General features: G+C 53.7%; 18 protein-coding genes, 1 tRNA gene and 1 pseudogene. 9 read left to right on the forward strand and 11 right to left on the reverse strand.

The window, feature by feature from the left end:
• Positions 1 to 483 precede the first annotated feature (483 nt).
• From BRW62_RS12290 to BRW62_RS12300, 3 genes are read left to right on the forward strand one after another with little or no spacing between them, the layout of a single operon-like run.
• A complete protein-coding gene (locus tag BRW62_RS12290) occupies positions 484 to 2,208 on the forward strand; it encodes an ABC transporter permease (protein ID WP_099799651.1) in 1,725 nt (574 codons plus the stop codon).
• A 9-nt stretch (positions 2,209 to 2,217) separates the two neighbouring features.
• The gene (locus BRW62_RS12295; protein ID WP_099799652.1) at positions 2,218 to 3,363 is read left to right on the forward strand and encodes an anhydro-N-acetylmuramic acid kinase; all 1,146 of its coding nucleotides are present in this window, start codon (positions 2,218 to 2,220) and stop codon (positions 3,361 to 3,363) included.
• The gene (locus tag BRW62_RS12300; protein WP_099799653.1) at positions 3,363 to 4,880 is read left to right on the forward strand and encodes an NAD(P)H-hydrate dehydratase; all 1,518 of its coding nucleotides are present in this window, start codon (positions 3,363 to 3,365) and stop codon (positions 4,878 to 4,880) included. The genes BRW62_RS12295 and BRW62_RS12300 overlap by 1 nt, the downstream gene beginning before the upstream one ends.
• On the opposite strand, the gene BRW62_RS12305 is transcribed toward BRW62_RS12300, so the two are convergent.
• The 5 genes and pseudogenes from BRW62_RS12305 to BRW62_RS12325 form a co-directional block, all read right to left on the reverse strand.
• Entirely contained in the window at positions 4,858 to 5,331 is a 474-nt protein-coding gene (locus tag BRW62_RS12305; RefSeq protein WP_099799654.1) for a Tic20 family protein, read from the reverse strand. The two genes, BRW62_RS12300 and BRW62_RS12305, sit on opposite strands and share 23 nt — an antisense overlap.
• Before the next feature lie 19 nt (positions 5,332 to 5,350).
• Entirely contained in the window at positions 5,351 to 5,578 is a 228-nt protein-coding gene (locus BRW62_RS12310; protein WP_099799655.1) for a hypothetical protein, read from the reverse strand.
• Between the two features lie 117 nt (positions 5,579 to 5,695).
• Positions 5,696 to 5,989, reverse strand: a complete 294-nt coding sequence (locus BRW62_RS12315) for a hypothetical protein (RefSeq protein WP_099799656.1) — start codon at positions 5,987 to 5,989, stop codon at positions 5,696 to 5,698.
• A 21-nt stretch (positions 5,990 to 6,010) separates the two neighbouring features.
• The gene (locus BRW62_RS12320) at positions 6,011 to 6,826 is read right to left on the reverse strand and encodes an ABC transporter ATP-binding protein (RefSeq protein ID WP_227517424.1); all 816 of its coding nucleotides are present in this window, start codon (positions 6,824 to 6,826) and stop codon (positions 6,011 to 6,013) included.
• Positions 6,816 to 8,065, reverse strand: a pseudogene (locus BRW62_RS12325) (branched-chain amino acid ABC transporter permease). Before BRW62_RS12325 ends, BRW62_RS12320 begins: the two are co-directional and overlap by 11 nt.
• 180 nt (positions 8,066 to 8,245) lie before the next feature.
• On the opposite strand from BRW62_RS12325, the gene pyk reads away from it, so the two are divergent.
• From pyk to BRW62_RS12350, 5 genes are all read left to right on the forward strand, one after another.
• Entirely contained in the window at positions 8,246 to 9,682 is a 1,437-nt protein-coding gene (gene pyk / locus BRW62_RS12330; protein WP_099799657.1) for a pyruvate kinase, read from the forward strand.
• 105 nt (positions 9,683 to 9,787) lie between these two features.
• Entirely contained in the window at positions 9,788 to 10,099 is a 312-nt protein-coding gene (locus tag BRW62_RS12335; protein ID WP_198406051.1) for a CRISPR-associated endonuclease Cas3'', read from the forward strand.
• A gap of 319 nt (positions 10,100 to 10,418) precedes the next feature.
• Positions 10,419 to 10,757 carry a divalent-cation tolerance protein CutA gene (gene cutA / locus BRW62_RS12340; protein ID WP_099799658.1) on the forward strand — a complete coding sequence of 113 codons (339 nt, stop codon included), beginning with the start codon at positions 10,419 to 10,421 and terminating at the stop codon, positions 10,755 to 10,757.
• 18 nt (positions 10,758 to 10,775) lie between these two features.
• Positions 10,776 to 11,957 carry an FtsX-like permease family protein gene (locus tag BRW62_RS12345; RefSeq protein ID WP_099799659.1) on the forward strand — a complete coding sequence of 394 codons (1,182 nt, stop codon included), beginning with the start codon at positions 10,776 to 10,778 and terminating at the stop codon, positions 11,955 to 11,957.
• A 3-nt stretch (positions 11,958 to 11,960) separates the two neighbouring features.
• Complete coding sequence (locus tag BRW62_RS12350) at positions 11,961 to 13,427, forward strand: polysaccharide deacetylase family protein (protein WP_099799660.1); 1,467 nt, start codon at positions 11,961 to 11,963, stop codon at positions 13,425 to 13,427.
• An 84-nt stretch (positions 13,428 to 13,511) separates the two neighbouring features.
• Here BRW62_RS12350 and BRW62_RS12355 read toward each other — a convergent pair whose 3' ends face one another.
• The 6 genes from BRW62_RS12355 to BRW62_RS14760 all read right to left on the reverse strand — a co-directional run bounded on the left by BRW62_RS12355 (position 13,512) and on the right by BRW62_RS14760 (position 15,552).
• Complete coding sequence (locus tag BRW62_RS12355; RefSeq protein ID WP_099799661.1) at positions 13,512 to 13,808, reverse strand: hemagglutinin; 297 nt, start codon at positions 13,806 to 13,808, stop codon at positions 13,512 to 13,514.
• A gap of 167 nt (positions 13,809 to 13,975) precedes the next feature.
• The gene (locus BRW62_RS12360; RefSeq protein ID WP_099799662.1) at positions 13,976 to 14,260 is read right to left on the reverse strand and encodes a hemagglutinin; all 285 of its coding nucleotides are present in this window, start codon (positions 14,258 to 14,260) and stop codon (positions 13,976 to 13,978) included.
• A 15-nt stretch (positions 14,261 to 14,275) separates the two neighbouring features.
• Positions 14,276 to 14,348, reverse strand: a tRNA-Arg gene (locus BRW62_RS12365).
• A gap of 18 nt (positions 14,349 to 14,366) precedes the next feature.
• Positions 14,367 to 15,086, reverse strand: a complete 720-nt coding sequence (locus BRW62_RS12370) for an ABC transporter ATP-binding protein (RefSeq protein WP_099799663.1) — start codon at positions 15,084 to 15,086, stop codon at positions 14,367 to 14,369.
• Positions 15,079 to 15,240, reverse strand: coding sequence for a hypothetical protein (locus BRW62_RS12375; protein WP_157768374.1), 162 nt, complete (start codon positions 15,238 to 15,240; stop codon positions 15,079 to 15,081). Before BRW62_RS12375 ends, BRW62_RS12370 begins: the two co-directional genes overlap by 8 nt.
• 177 nt (positions 15,241 to 15,417) lie before the next feature.
• The gene (locus BRW62_RS14760; protein WP_257790485.1) at positions 15,418 to 15,552 is read right to left on the reverse strand and encodes a hypothetical protein; all 135 of its coding nucleotides are present in this window, start codon (positions 15,550 to 15,552) and stop codon (positions 15,418 to 15,420) included.
• 183 nt (positions 15,553 to 15,735) lie between these two features.
• Here BRW62_RS14760 and ubiE point away from each other — a divergent pair, with 183 nt between their 5' ends.
• Positions 15,736 to 16,419: a bifunctional demethylmenaquinone methyltransferase/2-methoxy-6-polyprenyl-1,4-benzoquinol methylase UbiE gene (ubiE, locus tag BRW62_RS12385; RefSeq protein WP_099799664.1), complete on the forward strand. Its 684-nt coding sequence runs from the start codon at positions 15,736 to 15,738 to the stop codon at positions 16,417 to 16,419.

Consider the following 16,419-nt stretch of genomic DNA (forward strand, 5'->3'; position numbering starts at 1 on the left):
CTTCCGGCAAAAAGAGCAAATCAGGATTTGCCAATATTTGACACTCCCACCACCTAAAGGTGGGGGATTCTTACGCAGTCCATAAACGGACTCATAAAGGCGCTGTCAAGACGCCCCTACACAGTTCCGTGTTCCAGCTAGCATTACAGTGCAGCGGATTGACGGGCGATCGGGGCTGCGTTGAAGATCTCTGCAACTGCTGATCTTGGCCGTTAGGTAGCTTGAGCGATTGTTTGGGTGTTGAGCCAACTGCCATTCATCCTTATCAAGAAGCAACTTGGTATGAGATGGCTGCGATCGCCAAGCCCAATCTCTAATATTCGATCAGTTGAGATTAACTGCGATGCCGCATCTGCTTTTGGAAAGATCTGCAAAGGAACCTTTAGCAGATGCCGCTGTGATGCTGTTGTATTGCCCCACTCAGATACATTGGCGGTGGAGCGATATAATTTGCCTCGTGAAGATGCCCCGTGGAGGAACCGCATGGCACGCCCCCTCACCCCCGATAATCAAACTCTGAACCGTTCATGGACGTGGCAAGATGGCTTGATTATTCTTGCCCTGATTACGCTTATTTTCTGGATTGTGAACACGGCGGCAAAATTCACCGCTAGCTATGACCCTACCATCACCATTCAGCTCAGTCCCAGCGTCTTACCCAGTTATACGGCGCAGACGCTCCTACGGATGCTAATTGCCTACATCATTTCCTTAGTGTTTAGTGTGTTGTATTCTTACTTGGCGTTTTACAACCGCACCGCCGAAAAGATTTTGCTACCGCTACTGGATATTTTGCAGTCAATTCCAGTGCTGTCGTTTTTGCCCGGCGTTGTCCTAGCGCTGATTGCGATTTTTCCGGGAAGTCGCCTAGGGGTGGAGTTAGCGGCGATTATTCTCATCTATACTGGCATGGCCTGGAACATGACGTTTAGCTTTTACCAATCCCTCATCAGTGTGCCGCGAGAATTGCGGGAGGTGGCCAAAATCTACCGCTTGGGCTGGTGGCAGCAGGTGTGGACGCTGGACTTACCCGCAGGAGCCATTGGTTTGATCTGGAATAGTGTGATGTCGGTCGCGGGGGGCTGGTTTTTCTTGATGGCGATCGAGTCGTTTACCATTGGTGAGCAAACCTTTACGCTTCCGGGGTTAGGCTCGTACCTTGCAGAGGCAGCGAACCAGCAGGACTATGCCGCCTTGGTTTACGGGTTGGCGGTGCTCATTAGTGTCATTATTGCGGTTGATATTGTGGTCTGGCGGCCACTGATTGCTTGGGGGGAAAAGTTCAAAATAGAGATGGTCGAGGCCGAAAGTACGCCTAAGTCTTTTGTGTTAGATTTTCTGCGGCGATCGCCCACCCTGCGTGCCTTTCATCAAACGGTCTTTACGCCGGTGTGGGAACGGCTAGACAATTACCTGCGCCCTAAAGGGGCACAGCGGACGACCGCTGCTCCCCCTCGCAGTCATAGTGTGCCTATTTTGCCGATCGTGTTCTTTTTGTTTGTTGCTGTGGTCGGTTGGGGCACCATTGCCTCAGCCGTGCAAATGACGACCGTCAGCATCCGCGATTGGCAACTCATCGGCATTGGTGCGGTGTTAACCACGGTGCGGGTCAGTGTTGCTCTAGTTTTATCCCTATTGTGGACCGTGCCAGTGGGGGTAGCCATTGGCCGCAATCCACGGGCGGCGCAGGTGCTCCAGCCCTTGGTGCAAATTGCTGCGTCAGTGCCAGCAACGGCGCTGTTTCCGGTGCTCCTGCTAGCGTTGGCCAACTTAGGGGGGGGGTTAGAAATTGGCGCTGTGGCATTAATGATGCTGGGGACAATGTGGTACATTCTCTTTAACGTCATTGCTGGGGCACAGGCCATTCCCACGGAGTTATTTGAGGCGGCAACGATCTATCAACTCTCGTGGTGGCAACGCTGGCGCACTGTTATTCTGCCGGGCATTTTCCCCTACCTGATTACGGGGATTATTACCGCTGTGGGGGGGGCATGGAATTCCAGCATTGTCAGTGAGTACGTTGAGTTTCAGAACCAAACGGAGCAGACGTTGGGCTTAGGTGCAATTATCTCTGAAGCCAGTGTGAAGGCTGATTTTCCGCTGTTGCTAGCGTCCACCGTTGTGATGTCTCTCCTAGTGGTGCTGACGAATCGCTTCGTTTGGCGACCCCTGTACCGCTTGGCGGAAACTAAATATCAGCTCTTATAGGAGGGTGCCATGCGGGTCATTGGCCTGATCAGCGGCACATCGGTGGATGGCATTGATGCGGTGTTGGTGGAGTTGCAGGGGCGGGAACTGGACTTGCGGGTGCAGGTGCTAAATTTTTGCACAGTTCCCTACCCGCCGGAGTTACGGCAGCAGATTTTAGCAGTCTGTGCCGCAGAGCCGCTTACTATGGCGGCGTGGTCGGAACTAGACGATGCCATTGCTACTGCCTTTGCTACCGCCGCGTTAACCGTCCAGACGGGCTACCCGCCAGCGCAACTGATTGGCTCCCATGGTCAAACGGTGTTCCATCGTCCCCCCACGGGCGATCGCCTCGGTCACAGTGTGCAGTTGGGGCGCGGTGAACTGATTGCCCATCGCACTGGCATTCCCACCGTTTCGAACTTTCGTGCCCAGGATATTGCCCTAGGGGGGCAGGGGGCACCCCTCGTGCCGCGGGTGGATTGGTGTCTGCTGGGGCACCCCCAAGAGTATCGCTGTATTCAAAATATTGGCGGCATTGGCAATGTGGCCTACCTCCTCCCCCAGCAACAGGATCAAAGCGGCAATCACGTGCTGGGGTGGGATACTGGCCCTGGCAACGTCCTCCTTGATCTGGCGGTGAGTTATTTTTCTGCTGGACAACAGCGCTACGATGCGGATGGGCACTGGGCACGGCAAGGGCACGTGTGTGAGGCGTTAGTGGTGCAATGGCTGAGCCATCCCTTTTTTAGTGCACCGCCCCCTAAATCCACTGGCCGGGAACTCTTTGGCTGGCTATTTTGGCAGCAGTGTTTAGAGCAAGCCACTGCCCTAGGCCTTAAACCAGCTGATGTGTTAGCCACCCTCACGGAGTTTACCGCCCGCAGTATTGCCCAGAGCTATGAGCGCTTTTTACCCCGGCGACCGGATCGGGTCTTATTGTGTGGTGGCGGTGCCCATAATGGCTTTTTGCAGGAACGCCTACGGCTACATCTGGGGGAAATTCCAGTAGAAACCACGGCAGTGGTGGGGGTACCTGTGGATGCCAAAGAGGCGATCGCCTTTGCGGTGTTGGCCTACTGGCAACAGTTGGGGATTCCGGGGAATGTGCCGCAGGTCACCGGTGCCCATCATGCCGTACCCCTTGGTCAGTATTGGCAGTCGGTGCGCGTCTAATGGTTAGTCAACCCTTTCCTAGCATCGTCACTACCTCAGAAATGCAGGCGATCGAGGCAGCGATGTTTGCGGCTGGCTTACCGATCGCGGCTCTCATGGAAAAGGTGGGGCAGCGCCTCAGCGATCGTCTATGCTGCCTCTATCCGGTCACCACCCATCCCAAGGTGGGGGTGCTGGCCGGTCCTGGGCACAATGGGGGTGATGCGTTGGTTGTGGCGCGGGAGTTGTGGCACCGGGGCTACACTGTAACGGTGTGGCAACCCTTTAGCCGCCTGAAACCCCTAACGGCGGATCACGCCAAGTATGCCCGTTTTCTTGGCATTCCCTTCACTAGCGAGGTAGCTGAGCTAGCAACGGCCAACCTAATTGTGGATGGGGTGTTTGGCTTTGGGCTAGAGCGGTCTGTCAGTCATGAGCTAGGGGCTGCCTTTGCTCAGGTGAATCAGTGGTGTGTGCCGCGGCTGAGCATCGATGTGCCCTCTGGCCTGTGTAGCGATCGCGGGGCAGTGTTGGGGACAGCCATTCAAGCCACTCGCACCCTCTGTCTAGGCCTGTGGAAGCGGGGACTTCTGATGGATGAGGCGCTGCCGTGGGTGGGGGAGGCCGAACTCCTTGCCTTTGACATTCCTGCAACCGTCATTGATAACGTCCTAGGAACGATGCCGCGGCGCTATTGCCTCGATTCTCAGTGCTGGCAGCTGTTACCCCTCGCCAGATCCCCCATAACCCATAAGTATCGGCAGGGGCAACTGTTACTCATTGGCGGCTCGGCGCGCTTTGGTGGCAGTATTCTCCTCAGTGCCTTAGCAGCGCGCTGTACGGGGGTGGGGATGCTGGTGGTGGCAGTGCCCAACTCCTTAAAACCCTTGGTGCTTGCGCGGGTACCCGATGCCATTGTGGTGGGCTGCCCAGAAACCAACACAGGCGCGATCGCCCACTTGCCAGCAGATTTAGATTTACAACGCGTTCAGGCGATCGCCTGTGGGCCGGGCTTAACCACTGCCGCCACAACCGTTATCGAACAGGTGTTAGCGGCGGGGATACCCACAGTACTGGATGCCGATGGTTTGAACATTTTAGCCGCCCTCTCCCCGTGGCCCTTGGCCGCACCGCTGGTGTTGACCCCTCACCTAGGGGAATTTCGGCGGCTCTTTCCCGACCTAAGTGCCGAGGGCGATCGCCTTGAGCAAGTACAAGCGGCAGCCGCTCACAGCAATTGTCTTGTAGTCCTCAAAGGTGCACGCACCGCGATCGCCACCCCTGCTGGCAACCTGTGGATCAATCCCGCCAGTACCCCTGCCCTTGCCCGTGGCGGCAGTGGCGATGTCCTCACTGGCCTCATTGGTGGTCTCTTGGCACAACAGGAGCTGCTGCACTCAACCCTTGGGGGCGTATGGTGGCATGCCCAAGCAGGACTTGCAGCAGCCAAGCAGTGGACCACCTTAGGGGTGTATCCTGAGCGCCTTGTGGATGCGCTGCTACCGACCCTCAGCGCTAAAAAACCTGACTTTTTGTAGCATCAGAGAGGGTCGGAATTTCCGCATAAATGCCGCGAATAGACTGGACAACGGCAAAGATAACCCCTGCCACTGTTGCAATGAAAATAAAGTTAAACAATACCTTCATCAGCAGTTCAAAGCTGGCAACGCGGGTCAAAAGCTGTAGCACCAATTGCGCGATAAACAGGGCAATCCCCATCAGCATTGCCTGCATCGTGTTGTAGCGAATAAATAGACTAATGCGGGAATTGCGAACCACCAGCAGGTACAGCAGCATAAATACAATTAACCCCGCAAACGGAATGGAGTACAGTAGGGCAACAGGCAACACCACGATAAATAAAGCTTGCAGCGGCGGAAACATCTCAAAGAGGAACCCCCCCAACGGCATAACGTAAAACAGGGGCAAGAGGTAGGCCAAGCAAGCAAAGATGCGATCGGGGATCGTTGTTGTGGCACGCCAAGTCACAATGTAGCCCTCACAATGATTAGGTGTCTTGTTCTAGGGTAGCGGGCAAATCCGACACTTGAACTAGATGAAACCCCATCTGACAGCGAAACTGCTGACACCCCCGCTCTGAGGAACCATACACAGGGGCACCGCACCGCAATTGACCTTCTTTCCAGCGAGGTTGACCATGGCGATCGGCAAGGAGACAGGACTGGCAAACAGACTGTGACGGTAGAATATGATTCTGGGTCAGGATCACTAGCATGACAGACCTCCCGACAGAGCTTACGCTGCTGCTAGCTACTTATAAATCAGCTAAATCAGCGTAATTCTCATGTATGTATTTTACCGCCTCTGAAGGGGCGACTCACTGCCACTGTGATCAAGACGATCGGGACAAGCAGACGACAAACCCAAGCACTGGGTGCAGCGCTTGAACTAGGACAAGAACCGCCAGCAGAAACGTAACAATTTTCGCCCAGAGGGGGCGTAAAGGGCAGTATAGAAAGCCACAAACTGCTAGTGCGCCTACAAGGACACTGCCAAAAACCTCAAGTAAGCCATAGGGCATCCCACAGATGCGGGTAGGTTGATAGTACACAGGCACCGCAAATAAAGCCACAACAAACGTAGCAACAGTCCAGCCAACCGCTATGAGGCTTTTGCGATGTGCCATCTTTTTGCTCCTGATGCCAAATCACTGTCCTAGGTACGCTCTCAAGACATCAGGATTCGTTTGAATCTCACTGGGAGAGCCATTCGCAAGGTTTTTACCTTCTGCCAATACCCAGATGTGATGACACAAAGACATTATGACATCCATATTGTGCTCAATAATCAGGAAGGTGACACCATCCTGTTGATTCCACTGAAGAATATACTCACAGATTTGATTAATGAGGGTAGGGTTAACACCAGCCGCTGGCTCGTCCAACAGAACAAGCCGCGGGCGATGCATCATCACCCGTGCCATTTCCAAGAGTTTGCGCTGACCACCGGAAAGGGCACCGGCATAGTCATTGGCTTTAGCTGCTAGTCCAACAGACTCTAAAAGATGCCAAGCACGCTGCCGTAACTCTTGTTCTTCTTGGCGAATGCGCAGGGGCTTGAGCCAACTATTCCAGAATTGTTCACCGGTTTGCCGGGGAGCCGCCAAGAGCATATTTTCTAGAACCGACAGCCGGGACAGTACCCGCGGTACCTGAAAGGTGCGCAGTAGCCCCTGCAGCGCCACTTGGTGGGGGGGTAAATGGCTAATGGGTTCACCGTCAAAGATCACCCGGCCTTGATCGGGGGGAATAAAATTGCAAAGCAGGTTAAAGAGCGTTGTTTTGCCTGCGCCGTTGGGACCAATCAGACCCGTGATACTATTGCGAGCCACTGAAATTTCGGCATGATCGACGGCATGAATGCCTCCAAAGCACTTGCACAATCCCGTTGCCACCAGCAGGTTGGGGTCAGGTGACTGAGTGACTCCACTGGAAACAGGTGCAATGGATGGTTCATCGACCAAGGCTGAGTTCCTCCTTTTTGCCCAAAATACCCTGTGGTCGCCACATCATCAAGAGGATCAAGAGCACACCAATGAGCATCATCCGCAAGGCTTCGAGGCGACCCCCATCTAGGGGAATAAAGCGTGTTAAGGCAGTATAGGCCCAAAACAGAGTGGCACCTAAGAGGGTACCCATATTATTGCCAGCACCGCCGAGCACCACAATAGTCCATGCCTGAAAAGTAATGAGGGAAACAAAGCCATCGGGGTTCACAAAGGTCAGTTGCCACGCATAAAATGACCCCGCTACTGCCGCGATCGCCCCTCCCAGCATCAAGGACTGCATTTTATACGCAAACACGTTTTTACCCAGCGCCTTGGCCACCTCTTCATCTTCACGAATGGCTTTGAGCACTCGTCCCCACGGAGAATGGATCCAGCGCTCCAATTGCCACACCACAATCGCTAGCACCAACACTAACAACCACAGCAGGCCAGCCCGATAGCTAAAATCCCACAGGCCAACGGTTAAGGCTTGCACCACCAGTCCCACCAGCGCTGCCGCTAAGGTATTTAAGCCTATGGGCACGATTGGAACCCCACGCCATTGACTACCCAACAGCGCGATCGCCCCGCCAAGGGTGATCAGGGTGACCACCAACGGTGCTATAGCAAGGCCACGCCCTAAACTCAGTGGTTCAAGGGTCAGCCACAACCCCACAGACCCCGCAACCAGTAGAGCAGCGTAGGCAGGTAGTCCCCAAGGGGGGAGCGATCGCCCCCGACTGTACTGGCGCTCTAACCACTGCCACCACTGCACTGCTGCGGCCACCACTACCCCCAGAAAATGGCAATCATCCCCAGCTTAGTCGGCAGATTCGGCTCAAACTGTGCCAAAGGTAACGGAAAGCCATAGACCCCCCGCCCACCCCGGGTCAGCCAATCTTCATTCAGGGCAACCAGACGGACAATTTCCGCCATCCCAATTGTGACAATGGCCAAATAATCCTCCCGTAGGCGCAGGGTAGCAATCCCCATCACAAACCCCAGCCCCATTGCCAGAATCACACCTGCTAGAACCGCAAAGAGCATCGGCACCCCAGCAATCCCCAGCAAAATCGTGGTGTAGGAGCCTAAGGCCAAAAACCCCACATGGCCAAAGTTAATCAGCCCTGTGTAGCCCCACTGTAAATTTAAGCCCAAACTAAAGAGGGCAAAGGTTGCGGTAAAGATACCCAAGGAAATTAGATAGCCAACCATGTGTTGCGATAGATGACTCAGTGAAGATGAGCTCAAATTACCACAGTTAAGAGAGGCTGCGGCTGTTGAAAATCTGGTCGCGGATGTTTAGCAAAAATTTAAGGCAAGGTGCAGTCTAGGTTACCCTGCGGGCTAAAGGTCTCCCCCTATAGTGAGTAGTAAGTTTTGCAGGTTGCTTCCATGACCTTCTCCTTTCGTCGGACAAAAATTGTCGCCACCATCGGACCTGCCAGCCGCTCCCGCGACATCATCGCGCAACTGCTCGCGGCGGGGATGAGTGTAGCGCGGCTGAACTTCTCCCATGGCGATTATCGCGATCATGCCGAAACTATTACCCTACTGCGGCAGGTGGCGAATGAGCAGGCAACCCCCCTAACGCTGCTCCAAGATCTGCAAGGCCCCAAAATTCGGGTCGGACAGCTACCATCCGGCTCTGTTGAACTGGTGGAAGGGGCGCAGGTTAATTTATTGCCCTTAGCAGAAGCAACGGAGAGCACCAGCGGCATTGGGATTGACTACCCCTACCTTGCTGAAGAAGCTCAGCCCGGAATGCAGGTGCTGCTCGATGATGGGTTAATGGAATTAGTGGTGGAAGCCGTTGCCGAAAAGGTAGTAACCTGTCGGGTGGTGCAGGGCGGTACCCTCAAAAGTCGCAAAGGGGTCAATTTACCCGACTTAAACCTGCGGTTGCCATCCCTAACGGAAAAAGATCGGCAGGATATTCTCTTTGGTATTGCCCAAGGGGTAGATATTATTTCCCTTAGTTTTGTGCGCCGTGCAGAAGATTTGTGGGAATTGCGGGAATTCTTGGCGGCTCATGGTGCCAGTGATATGCCCATCTTGGCTAAAATTGAAAAGCCTCAAGCCGTAGAAAACCTAACGGCGATTTTGGGGGTTGCCGATGCCATTATGGTGGCTCGCGGTGATCTGGGGGTGGAAATGCGGGTGGAAAAAGTACCGCTGCTGCAAAAACAAATTATCCGTGAGTGTAACTACCGCTCTATTCCCGTCATTACTGCCACGCAAATGCTGGAGAGTATGATCCACAACCCCCGTCCGACCCGTGCCGAAGTCAGTGATGTTGCCAATGCCATTTTGGATGGTACCGATGCAGTGATGCTCTCAGGGGAGTCGGCCGTGGGAGCGTTTCCGGTGCGCGCCGTCCAGATGCTAGCGCGCATTGCTGCGGATGTGGAACCTCAGTTAAATTTTGAAAATATGCCCGCCTACCGCAATGATGAAACCCATGCCCTAGGTGAGGCGCTATCTACGATTGATAATATTTTGGAGTTGAAGGCGATCGCCTGCTTTACGGAAACCGGATACACCGCCACAATTGCTTCTGGTGAGCGCGTTAAGTGCATTATTGTAGCCTTTACCGATCGCCCACGGGTCTATCACTGGATGAACTTACTCTGGGGGGTCAAACCGATTTTGCTTGACACCTTGCCCCTGACCTTTGAAGGCATGATTGCCACTGCCGAAGCCCAGCTCCAAGAACGTGGCATAGCCGCCACAGGGGAGAAAATTTTGATCATGGCGGGTCTCCCTGCCCAAACTCCCCAAGGAACAAATTTCCTTAAAATTCATACCATGGGAGGCGCAAGTCAGTCCTGAGTTAACAAGGATCATTCTTAGAGTAGCCCCATAAGCCATGGCCTTCAGGAGAAATAAGCAGTAAACTACTCCCAGCTAAAGCAGGGAGCTTTTAGTAGCCCTGCAGTGACGACCTTACTTGATGAATTGGGCGATGGATTAATCAAGCGGTTTGGGCTATCTCAGGATTTTGCAACCCTGCGGGCTACGGCGCGGCTGGCGGCGTTTCTTCATGACTTGGGTAAGGCCAATGACCATTTTCAAGCGGTGGTTCGCGGGTTCAAGAAACCAATGGACAATCCACAACTGATGCGACATGAGGCGCTATCGGTCTTGTTGGCCTGGGAATTGAGAGATTGGTTATCGACAGGGGAGGGGGATCTGATGGTGGCGATCGCCGCTGCGGGTGCCTCTACCTTTGATGCCGTAAGGCGTTGAGCACGTTGTTTATTTATTGTTGTTCCTAACACTACTACTGCCCCAGTACCAATTTTATACCCTCCCGCCGTTTATCCTCCTGTATTTCCTCCTACCATGCAAACAGGAAATCCAGTAGCATATCAGGTGATGGCACAAAATGGTTTGATGCCTGTTGCCTGTATGCCCGGAACAGTGATGATCCAAAGTATGAGTTATCCCGGCTATCCTCCATCGCCTCCTATGTGTGCTTACCCAACGCCTTACATTCCTGCGGGCAACTACTATATCCATTAGAGGTTGGGCTGGGGGGTATCGGATAGGAGCCGGTTGTTGAGCTATGGCGAGTATCTATCAGTACTGTGTTGTCATTGTAACCACTGCTACAGAGGCGGACGCAACACTGTTAGCTCAGCAACTGGTGCAAGCTCGGCTCGCTGCCTGTGTACAAATTTATCCTATTCAGTCGATGTATCGCTGGCAGGGAGAGGTTCATCAGGACAGGGAGTGGCAATTGCTCATTAAAACCCGCTATGCTCTGTTTCCGCAGGTGCGCGATCGCCTTCAGGAGTGGCACTCCTACGAGGTTCCAGAAATCATTGCCCTGCCTATCATTGCAGGTTCATCTGCCTATCTGGGTTGGCTGGAGGCGGAAACACAGGTGCCCCCCACAGAGTAAACAGAGTATAATAGCGCAATGGTTTCTCTTGCCCGTAAAAACCTGTTAGAGGACTTTAGCCGCTTTTTGGTGGCTCAACTGGGGATTACCTTTGCGGTCAGCCTAGTCACGATTCAAGCAGGCTTACTGGAGGGCTTTGGCCGTTCGGCAACCCTGCTCATTAACCAAAGCGAGGCAGATGTTTGGATTGCCTCCAGTGAGCTACGCTACTTTGGCTTAACATTGCCCATTGAGTATCAAACGGTCATTGATGCCAAATCGGTGGAGGGTGTAGCCTCAGCGGAGCCTCTGCTGATGCAGTCTGCCATTTGGCGGCGATCTGAAACAGCTAATATTGATCCGGTACAGATCATCGGTCTTGAACCTACAGGCTCATTACTGCCGTTGCGGACGGTAGCTGGCGCTTCGGTAACAGAATTAGAAAAGCCCTACACCGTGCTGGTGGATCAAATTGACCTCGATGCCCTATCAATTACTGCCCTAGACCAAACAGCTAAGATTAATAACTATCCAGCGGTGGTGCTGGGCTGGACGCGGGGGGTTAAGTCCATTGTGTCGAGTCCTTATGTTTTTACATCGTTAGAAACAGCAAACCTGTACCTGAACTTTCCCCGTTTTGATGAGAAGGAGCCGCCTCCTACCTTTTTGCCCTTGATTGAACCCAGCAGCCGCATTACCTACGTGATGGTCAAAGCGTCTCCAGAGACTAGCTTGGCTGACCTGAAGCAGCGCCTCAAGGCAGCTTTACCTAACCATACAGTGCTCAGTTCGGCGGAGCTGAAACTGCTGACTCGGCGCTATTGGTTGGCCAGCACCAGTGTTGGCTTTATTTTGGGGCTTGGGGCAGGTGTTGGGATGATTGTGGGTGTGGTGATTGTGAGTCAGATTCTGTACTCCTCTGTGAGCGATCGCCTACAGGAGTATGGCACCCTTAAGGCGATGGGTGCTTCTGACTGGTACCTATACCGGATTATCATTGAGCAGGCATTGTGGATGGCGGTGCTTGGCTATTTGCCCGGCTTGGGGCTATGTTTGGGTCTAGGGATGTGGACCATGCAGGCACGGGCTATTCAAATTATTATTACGCCGCAGCTTGCGATCGCGGTTTTTAGTACTACGGTGGTGATGTGTGTCAGTGCATCACTGTTAGCTGTGCAAAAGGTGATGCGTCTCGACCCCGCCCAAGTGTTTCGAGCGTAAGTCATGCCCTATCTTTCTTTACCATGGCCTGCGGTTACCCCAGTGGGGCAACCCATTCTGAGTGGCTGGGAGGCGCAACTGGCTGCCCTCCGACCCAGCGAACCCCTTGTGCCATCGGACTACAGTATCATTCGGGCGGGCTTCGCCTGTGCCCTACACATGCATCAACCAACCATTCCCGCCGGACATGATAGCCGTTTAATCAGCCACTTGCAGTATATGCTGGAGCACCCCCACGAAGGGGATAACCATAACGCCCAAACCTTCCTCTGGTGTTATCAACGTATGGGGGACTGGATTCCAGAGCTTGTGGCTGAGGGCTGTCAGCCCCGCATTATGCTGGACTACTCCGGGAATTTACTGTGGGGACTTCAGCAAATGGGTCAGGAGGGGGTGCTGGATGCTCTGCGCCGCATTACGGTAGAGGCGACTTATGCGCCTTACGTGGAGTGGCTTGGCACCTGCTGGGGGCACGCGGTTATTCCCTCTACTCCGATCCCTGACATTGAGTTACACCTGCGTGCTTGGCAGCATCAGTTTGTGGCTTTATTTGGGGTTGAGGCGCTGCAGCGGGTACAGGGATTTTCGCTGCCGGAAATGCACTTGCCCAATCACCCTGATACCCTGTTTACACTCGTGGAATGCCTCAAACGCTGTGGCTATCGTTGGTTGTTGGTGCAGGAGCACAGTGTTGAGCAGTTGGATGGCTCACCCCTGAGTGCCACGGCAAAATACGTACCCAATCGTCTAGTGGCGCGGAATTCTCAGGGCGAGGTTAGCGAGATCACCGTGTTGATTAAAACCCAAGGGTCAGATACGAAGCTGGTGGCGCAGATGCAGCCCTACCATGAGGCGAAGCATCTGGCGACCTATTGGTCTGGGGCGATCGCCCCGCCCTGTGTGACCCAAATTGCAGATGGTGAAAATGGCGGTGTGATGATGAATGAGTATCCCCGCGACTTTATGCCGGTGTGGCACGAGCTAAAAGCACAGGCAGCAGCAGGGGTTGTGGGACTCAACGGCAGTGAATACCTTGCCCTATTAGCCGCCAAGGGGATCACTGCTGCGCAGTTTCCGCGCGTGCAAGCGGTACAGCAGCACAAACTCTGGCAATACGTCGATAGCACCTCCTGTACACCAGAGGCAGTGGCGGTAGCGATCGCCCAGCTGAGTGCCACTGACCCCCACTTTTCGATGGCAGGCACATCGTGGACAAACCACATTAGTTGGGTCAAGGGTTACGAAACCGTGCTGCAACCCATGGAGCAGCTTAGTCGTGAGTTCCATCGTCGCTACGATCCGTTAGTTGCAGCAGATCCCCAGATCACCCAAACAGCGGAGTACCAAGAAGCGCTGCTTTATCTGTTGACCTCCCAAACCAGTTGTTTTCGCTACTGGGGCAGTGGTCGCTGGACAGAGTATGCCAAAACAATCTGTGAACGGGGTCTGGCACTGTGTGCAGCAAACTGAGAGGATGTCTGGAACAGTAGCTCAGTATCAGCTAATTCACCGGATTCGCCGTGATCTGTGCTGCTTTCGTGTTGATGGCTCTTTTTAGGCACGGTCAAACCAGAGCACCTTAATCACGCTACCACCCACTAGAGTGACCAGCCCCACAATGAACGCCCATAACCTTGCATCCGTCGTCTTCTGTTGGCTACGTAGCTCGGTAACATTGTCTCGCAGCTCAGAGCGGAACGCCTCAACCTTGTCATCTAGCGCCTTAATTTCAGCCTTCACCGTCTTGAATTGCTCATCCGTTCTAGCGATGTGGACATCTAGCTTCTTATCCATGGATTGTAGTAAATCCATGATTTGCTTGGCTTCACTGGCTGTGATCTGCTCACTCATGACTTGCCTCCACTGACAAACGTAGCGGCATAGATAGCCGCCGCCTTAGCCTTCCATTGGCTACTTAAGTTAATCCCTTTAGCCGCCATCATTCTTCCTTGCTCTTGCTTCAGGATATTCCTCTTTTCACATCGCTCAACATTGTGGCTATCACCGAAGCCCATAGGTCATATCTTGTCGAACAGTGTGAGCTTCACCAACCCAGCGGCCAGCAACAAAATTAACGCCACAATGAAACTCCACAGACGGTTATCGATCGCCCGCTGCCTATCCCGTAACTCCTCAACCTTCTCATTGAGCGCCTTAAATTGCTCGTCGTTCTTCGTCTGGTTAACTTTGACTTCCATGGTCAATGCCTGGAGTTCAGACTTGACCGCTTTCATATCGCCGTGCAATTCCTTGAGAATATCCATGATTTGCTTGGCTTCACTAGCGGTGATCTGTTCACTCATGGCTTGTCTCCATTACGGACGTGGAGGGATTCGAACCCCCGACCCTCAGAACCGGAATCTGATGCTCTATCCACTGAGCCACACGTCCAGCTTATCAATCATATCACTATCCGAGATAGGCTTGCTTCACTCGTTCATCCTGCAACAGTTCTGCGCTCGTGCCACTCAAGGTAATTTTTCCAGCTTCAAGCACATAGGCGCGATCGCCCAGTTGCAGGGCAAGATGAGCATTTTGCTCTACCAAAAGTATTGTGATACCTTGCTGCCGCAGCTCTGCCAAAATCGTAAAAATGTCCTGCACCAGATTGGGAGCTAGGCCTAAACTAGGTTCATCGAGCAAGAGTAGGCGCGGCCGGCTCATCAGGGCGCGGGCAATGGCTAACATTTGCTGCTCACCACCGCTGAGAGTGCCCGCCAATTGGTGCTGACGATCCCGCAAGCGTGGAAAGCGTGTGAGTTGTTGCTCGAGATCTTGTTTCACTTGGATGGGGTCATGACGGGTATAGGCACCCAGCAAAAGGTTATCGCGAACTCGCTGTTGTGCTAATATCTGCCGTCCTTCAGGACAGTGGGCAATGCCTAGGCGGACGAGTTCATGGGGCGATCGCCGCTGTAGTGACTGTCCTTGAAAACGAATCACCCCTTGACTGAGGGGGACTAACTTAGAAATAGCCCGCAGCAGTGTGGTCTTACCGGCACCGTTTGCGCCCACTAGGGTAATGCATTCCCCCTCGGCAATACTGAGGCTGACCTCTGTCAGGGCACAGATTCCCCCATAGTGAACCGTGAGGGATTCAATCTCAAGAATCGCTGCTGTCTTAGACACTAGTGTTATGGGAGGTCTCAGATTCAATGGTACTGCTTGGGCAAACGGTGGCTTCTTCCCATTCGCAGATGGCAGCGTGTTCCGTTTGAGCCGCGGCACTGGTGACCAAGGTTGTGATTTCGCGGGGAGAAAACCCTTCCTCTAGGAGCTCCATATAGATAGGGTAAACTACTCCCAGCTAAAGCAGGGAGCTTTTAGTAGCCCTGCAGTTAGCAAGCCAACCACGAGCCTCTGGGGTGGTTTACAACACCCCCAATCGACCGTTACCAGTGCCTTAAACAACCGTTTCTGGTGTCCGCAGTACAATTATAACCTAAGGCAACTAAAGTTGCTAAAGGAGCTTTCCTCCCCGTACTTCAGTGCGGGGCTTCCAGCCATACCCGATGTGAAGATTGCGCTGTAATTCTTTGAAGATGGCACGGGCACGATCGGTGTAGCGAAAATTTTGATCAAACAGGCTAGCCATAGAGCGGTTCCGGTTGCGATGATGGAAGAACGGCCACGGGTCGGGAGAACACAATTTTTATGATAAACGGCGCAGCCACGGATCATTGTTAGCTGAGTGTTGCGGAATTCCCCATCGATGCGGTGGGGTAGTTTATGATGACATCCTCCTCTGTTGTTCACGCGGGGGGTGTTGGAGGTTCTGATGACCGATGTTCGGGCATTGTTTGAGCGGATTGCCCCGCTGTACGATCGCCTCAACGATCGCCTAAGTTTTGGCTTGCACCACGTCTGGAAACAGATGGCGGTGGATTGGTTACACTTAGAAGCGGGAGCTAGGGCGCTAGACCTGTGCTGTGGCACTGGAGATTTGACCCGCTTACTGGCACGGCGGGTCGGTCGCCAAGGGCAGGTGATTGGCTTGGACTTTGCGGCGGCACCCTTGGCCATTGCCCAGCAACGCAGTCTAGGGTACCCACAAATTCAATGGGTTCAAGGCGATGCCCTTGCCGTTCCCTATGGCGATCGCACCTTTGCAGCCATTACCATGGGCTACGGTTTACGCAATGTGGCTAGTATTCCGCAGGCATTGCGGGAAATGTACCGGCTCCTGCAACCCCAAGGACAGATAGCCATTCTTGAGTTCAGCCACCCCGAGTCCCCTGCGCTTGAGCAGTTCCAAGCATGGTATCTCCAGCAGTGGGTGGTGCCAACGGCCCAAGCCCACGATTTTGGCACTGAGTACGACTATTTATGGCCAAGTATCCAAGCCTTCCCCAAACCGGCAGACCTCTGTGCCATGATTCAGGCGACCGGGTTTCACGCCATTCGACACTATCCCCTGCTCGGCGGCTTGATGGCCGTTACCCTGGCTGAGCGCGATGGGTGA

It is taken from the genome of Thermostichus lividus PCC 6715 (genome assembly GCF_002754935.1).
Classification (GTDB): Bacteria; Cyanobacteriota; Cyanobacteriia; order Thermosynechococcales; family Thermosynechococcaceae; genus Thermosynechococcus; species Thermosynechococcus lividus.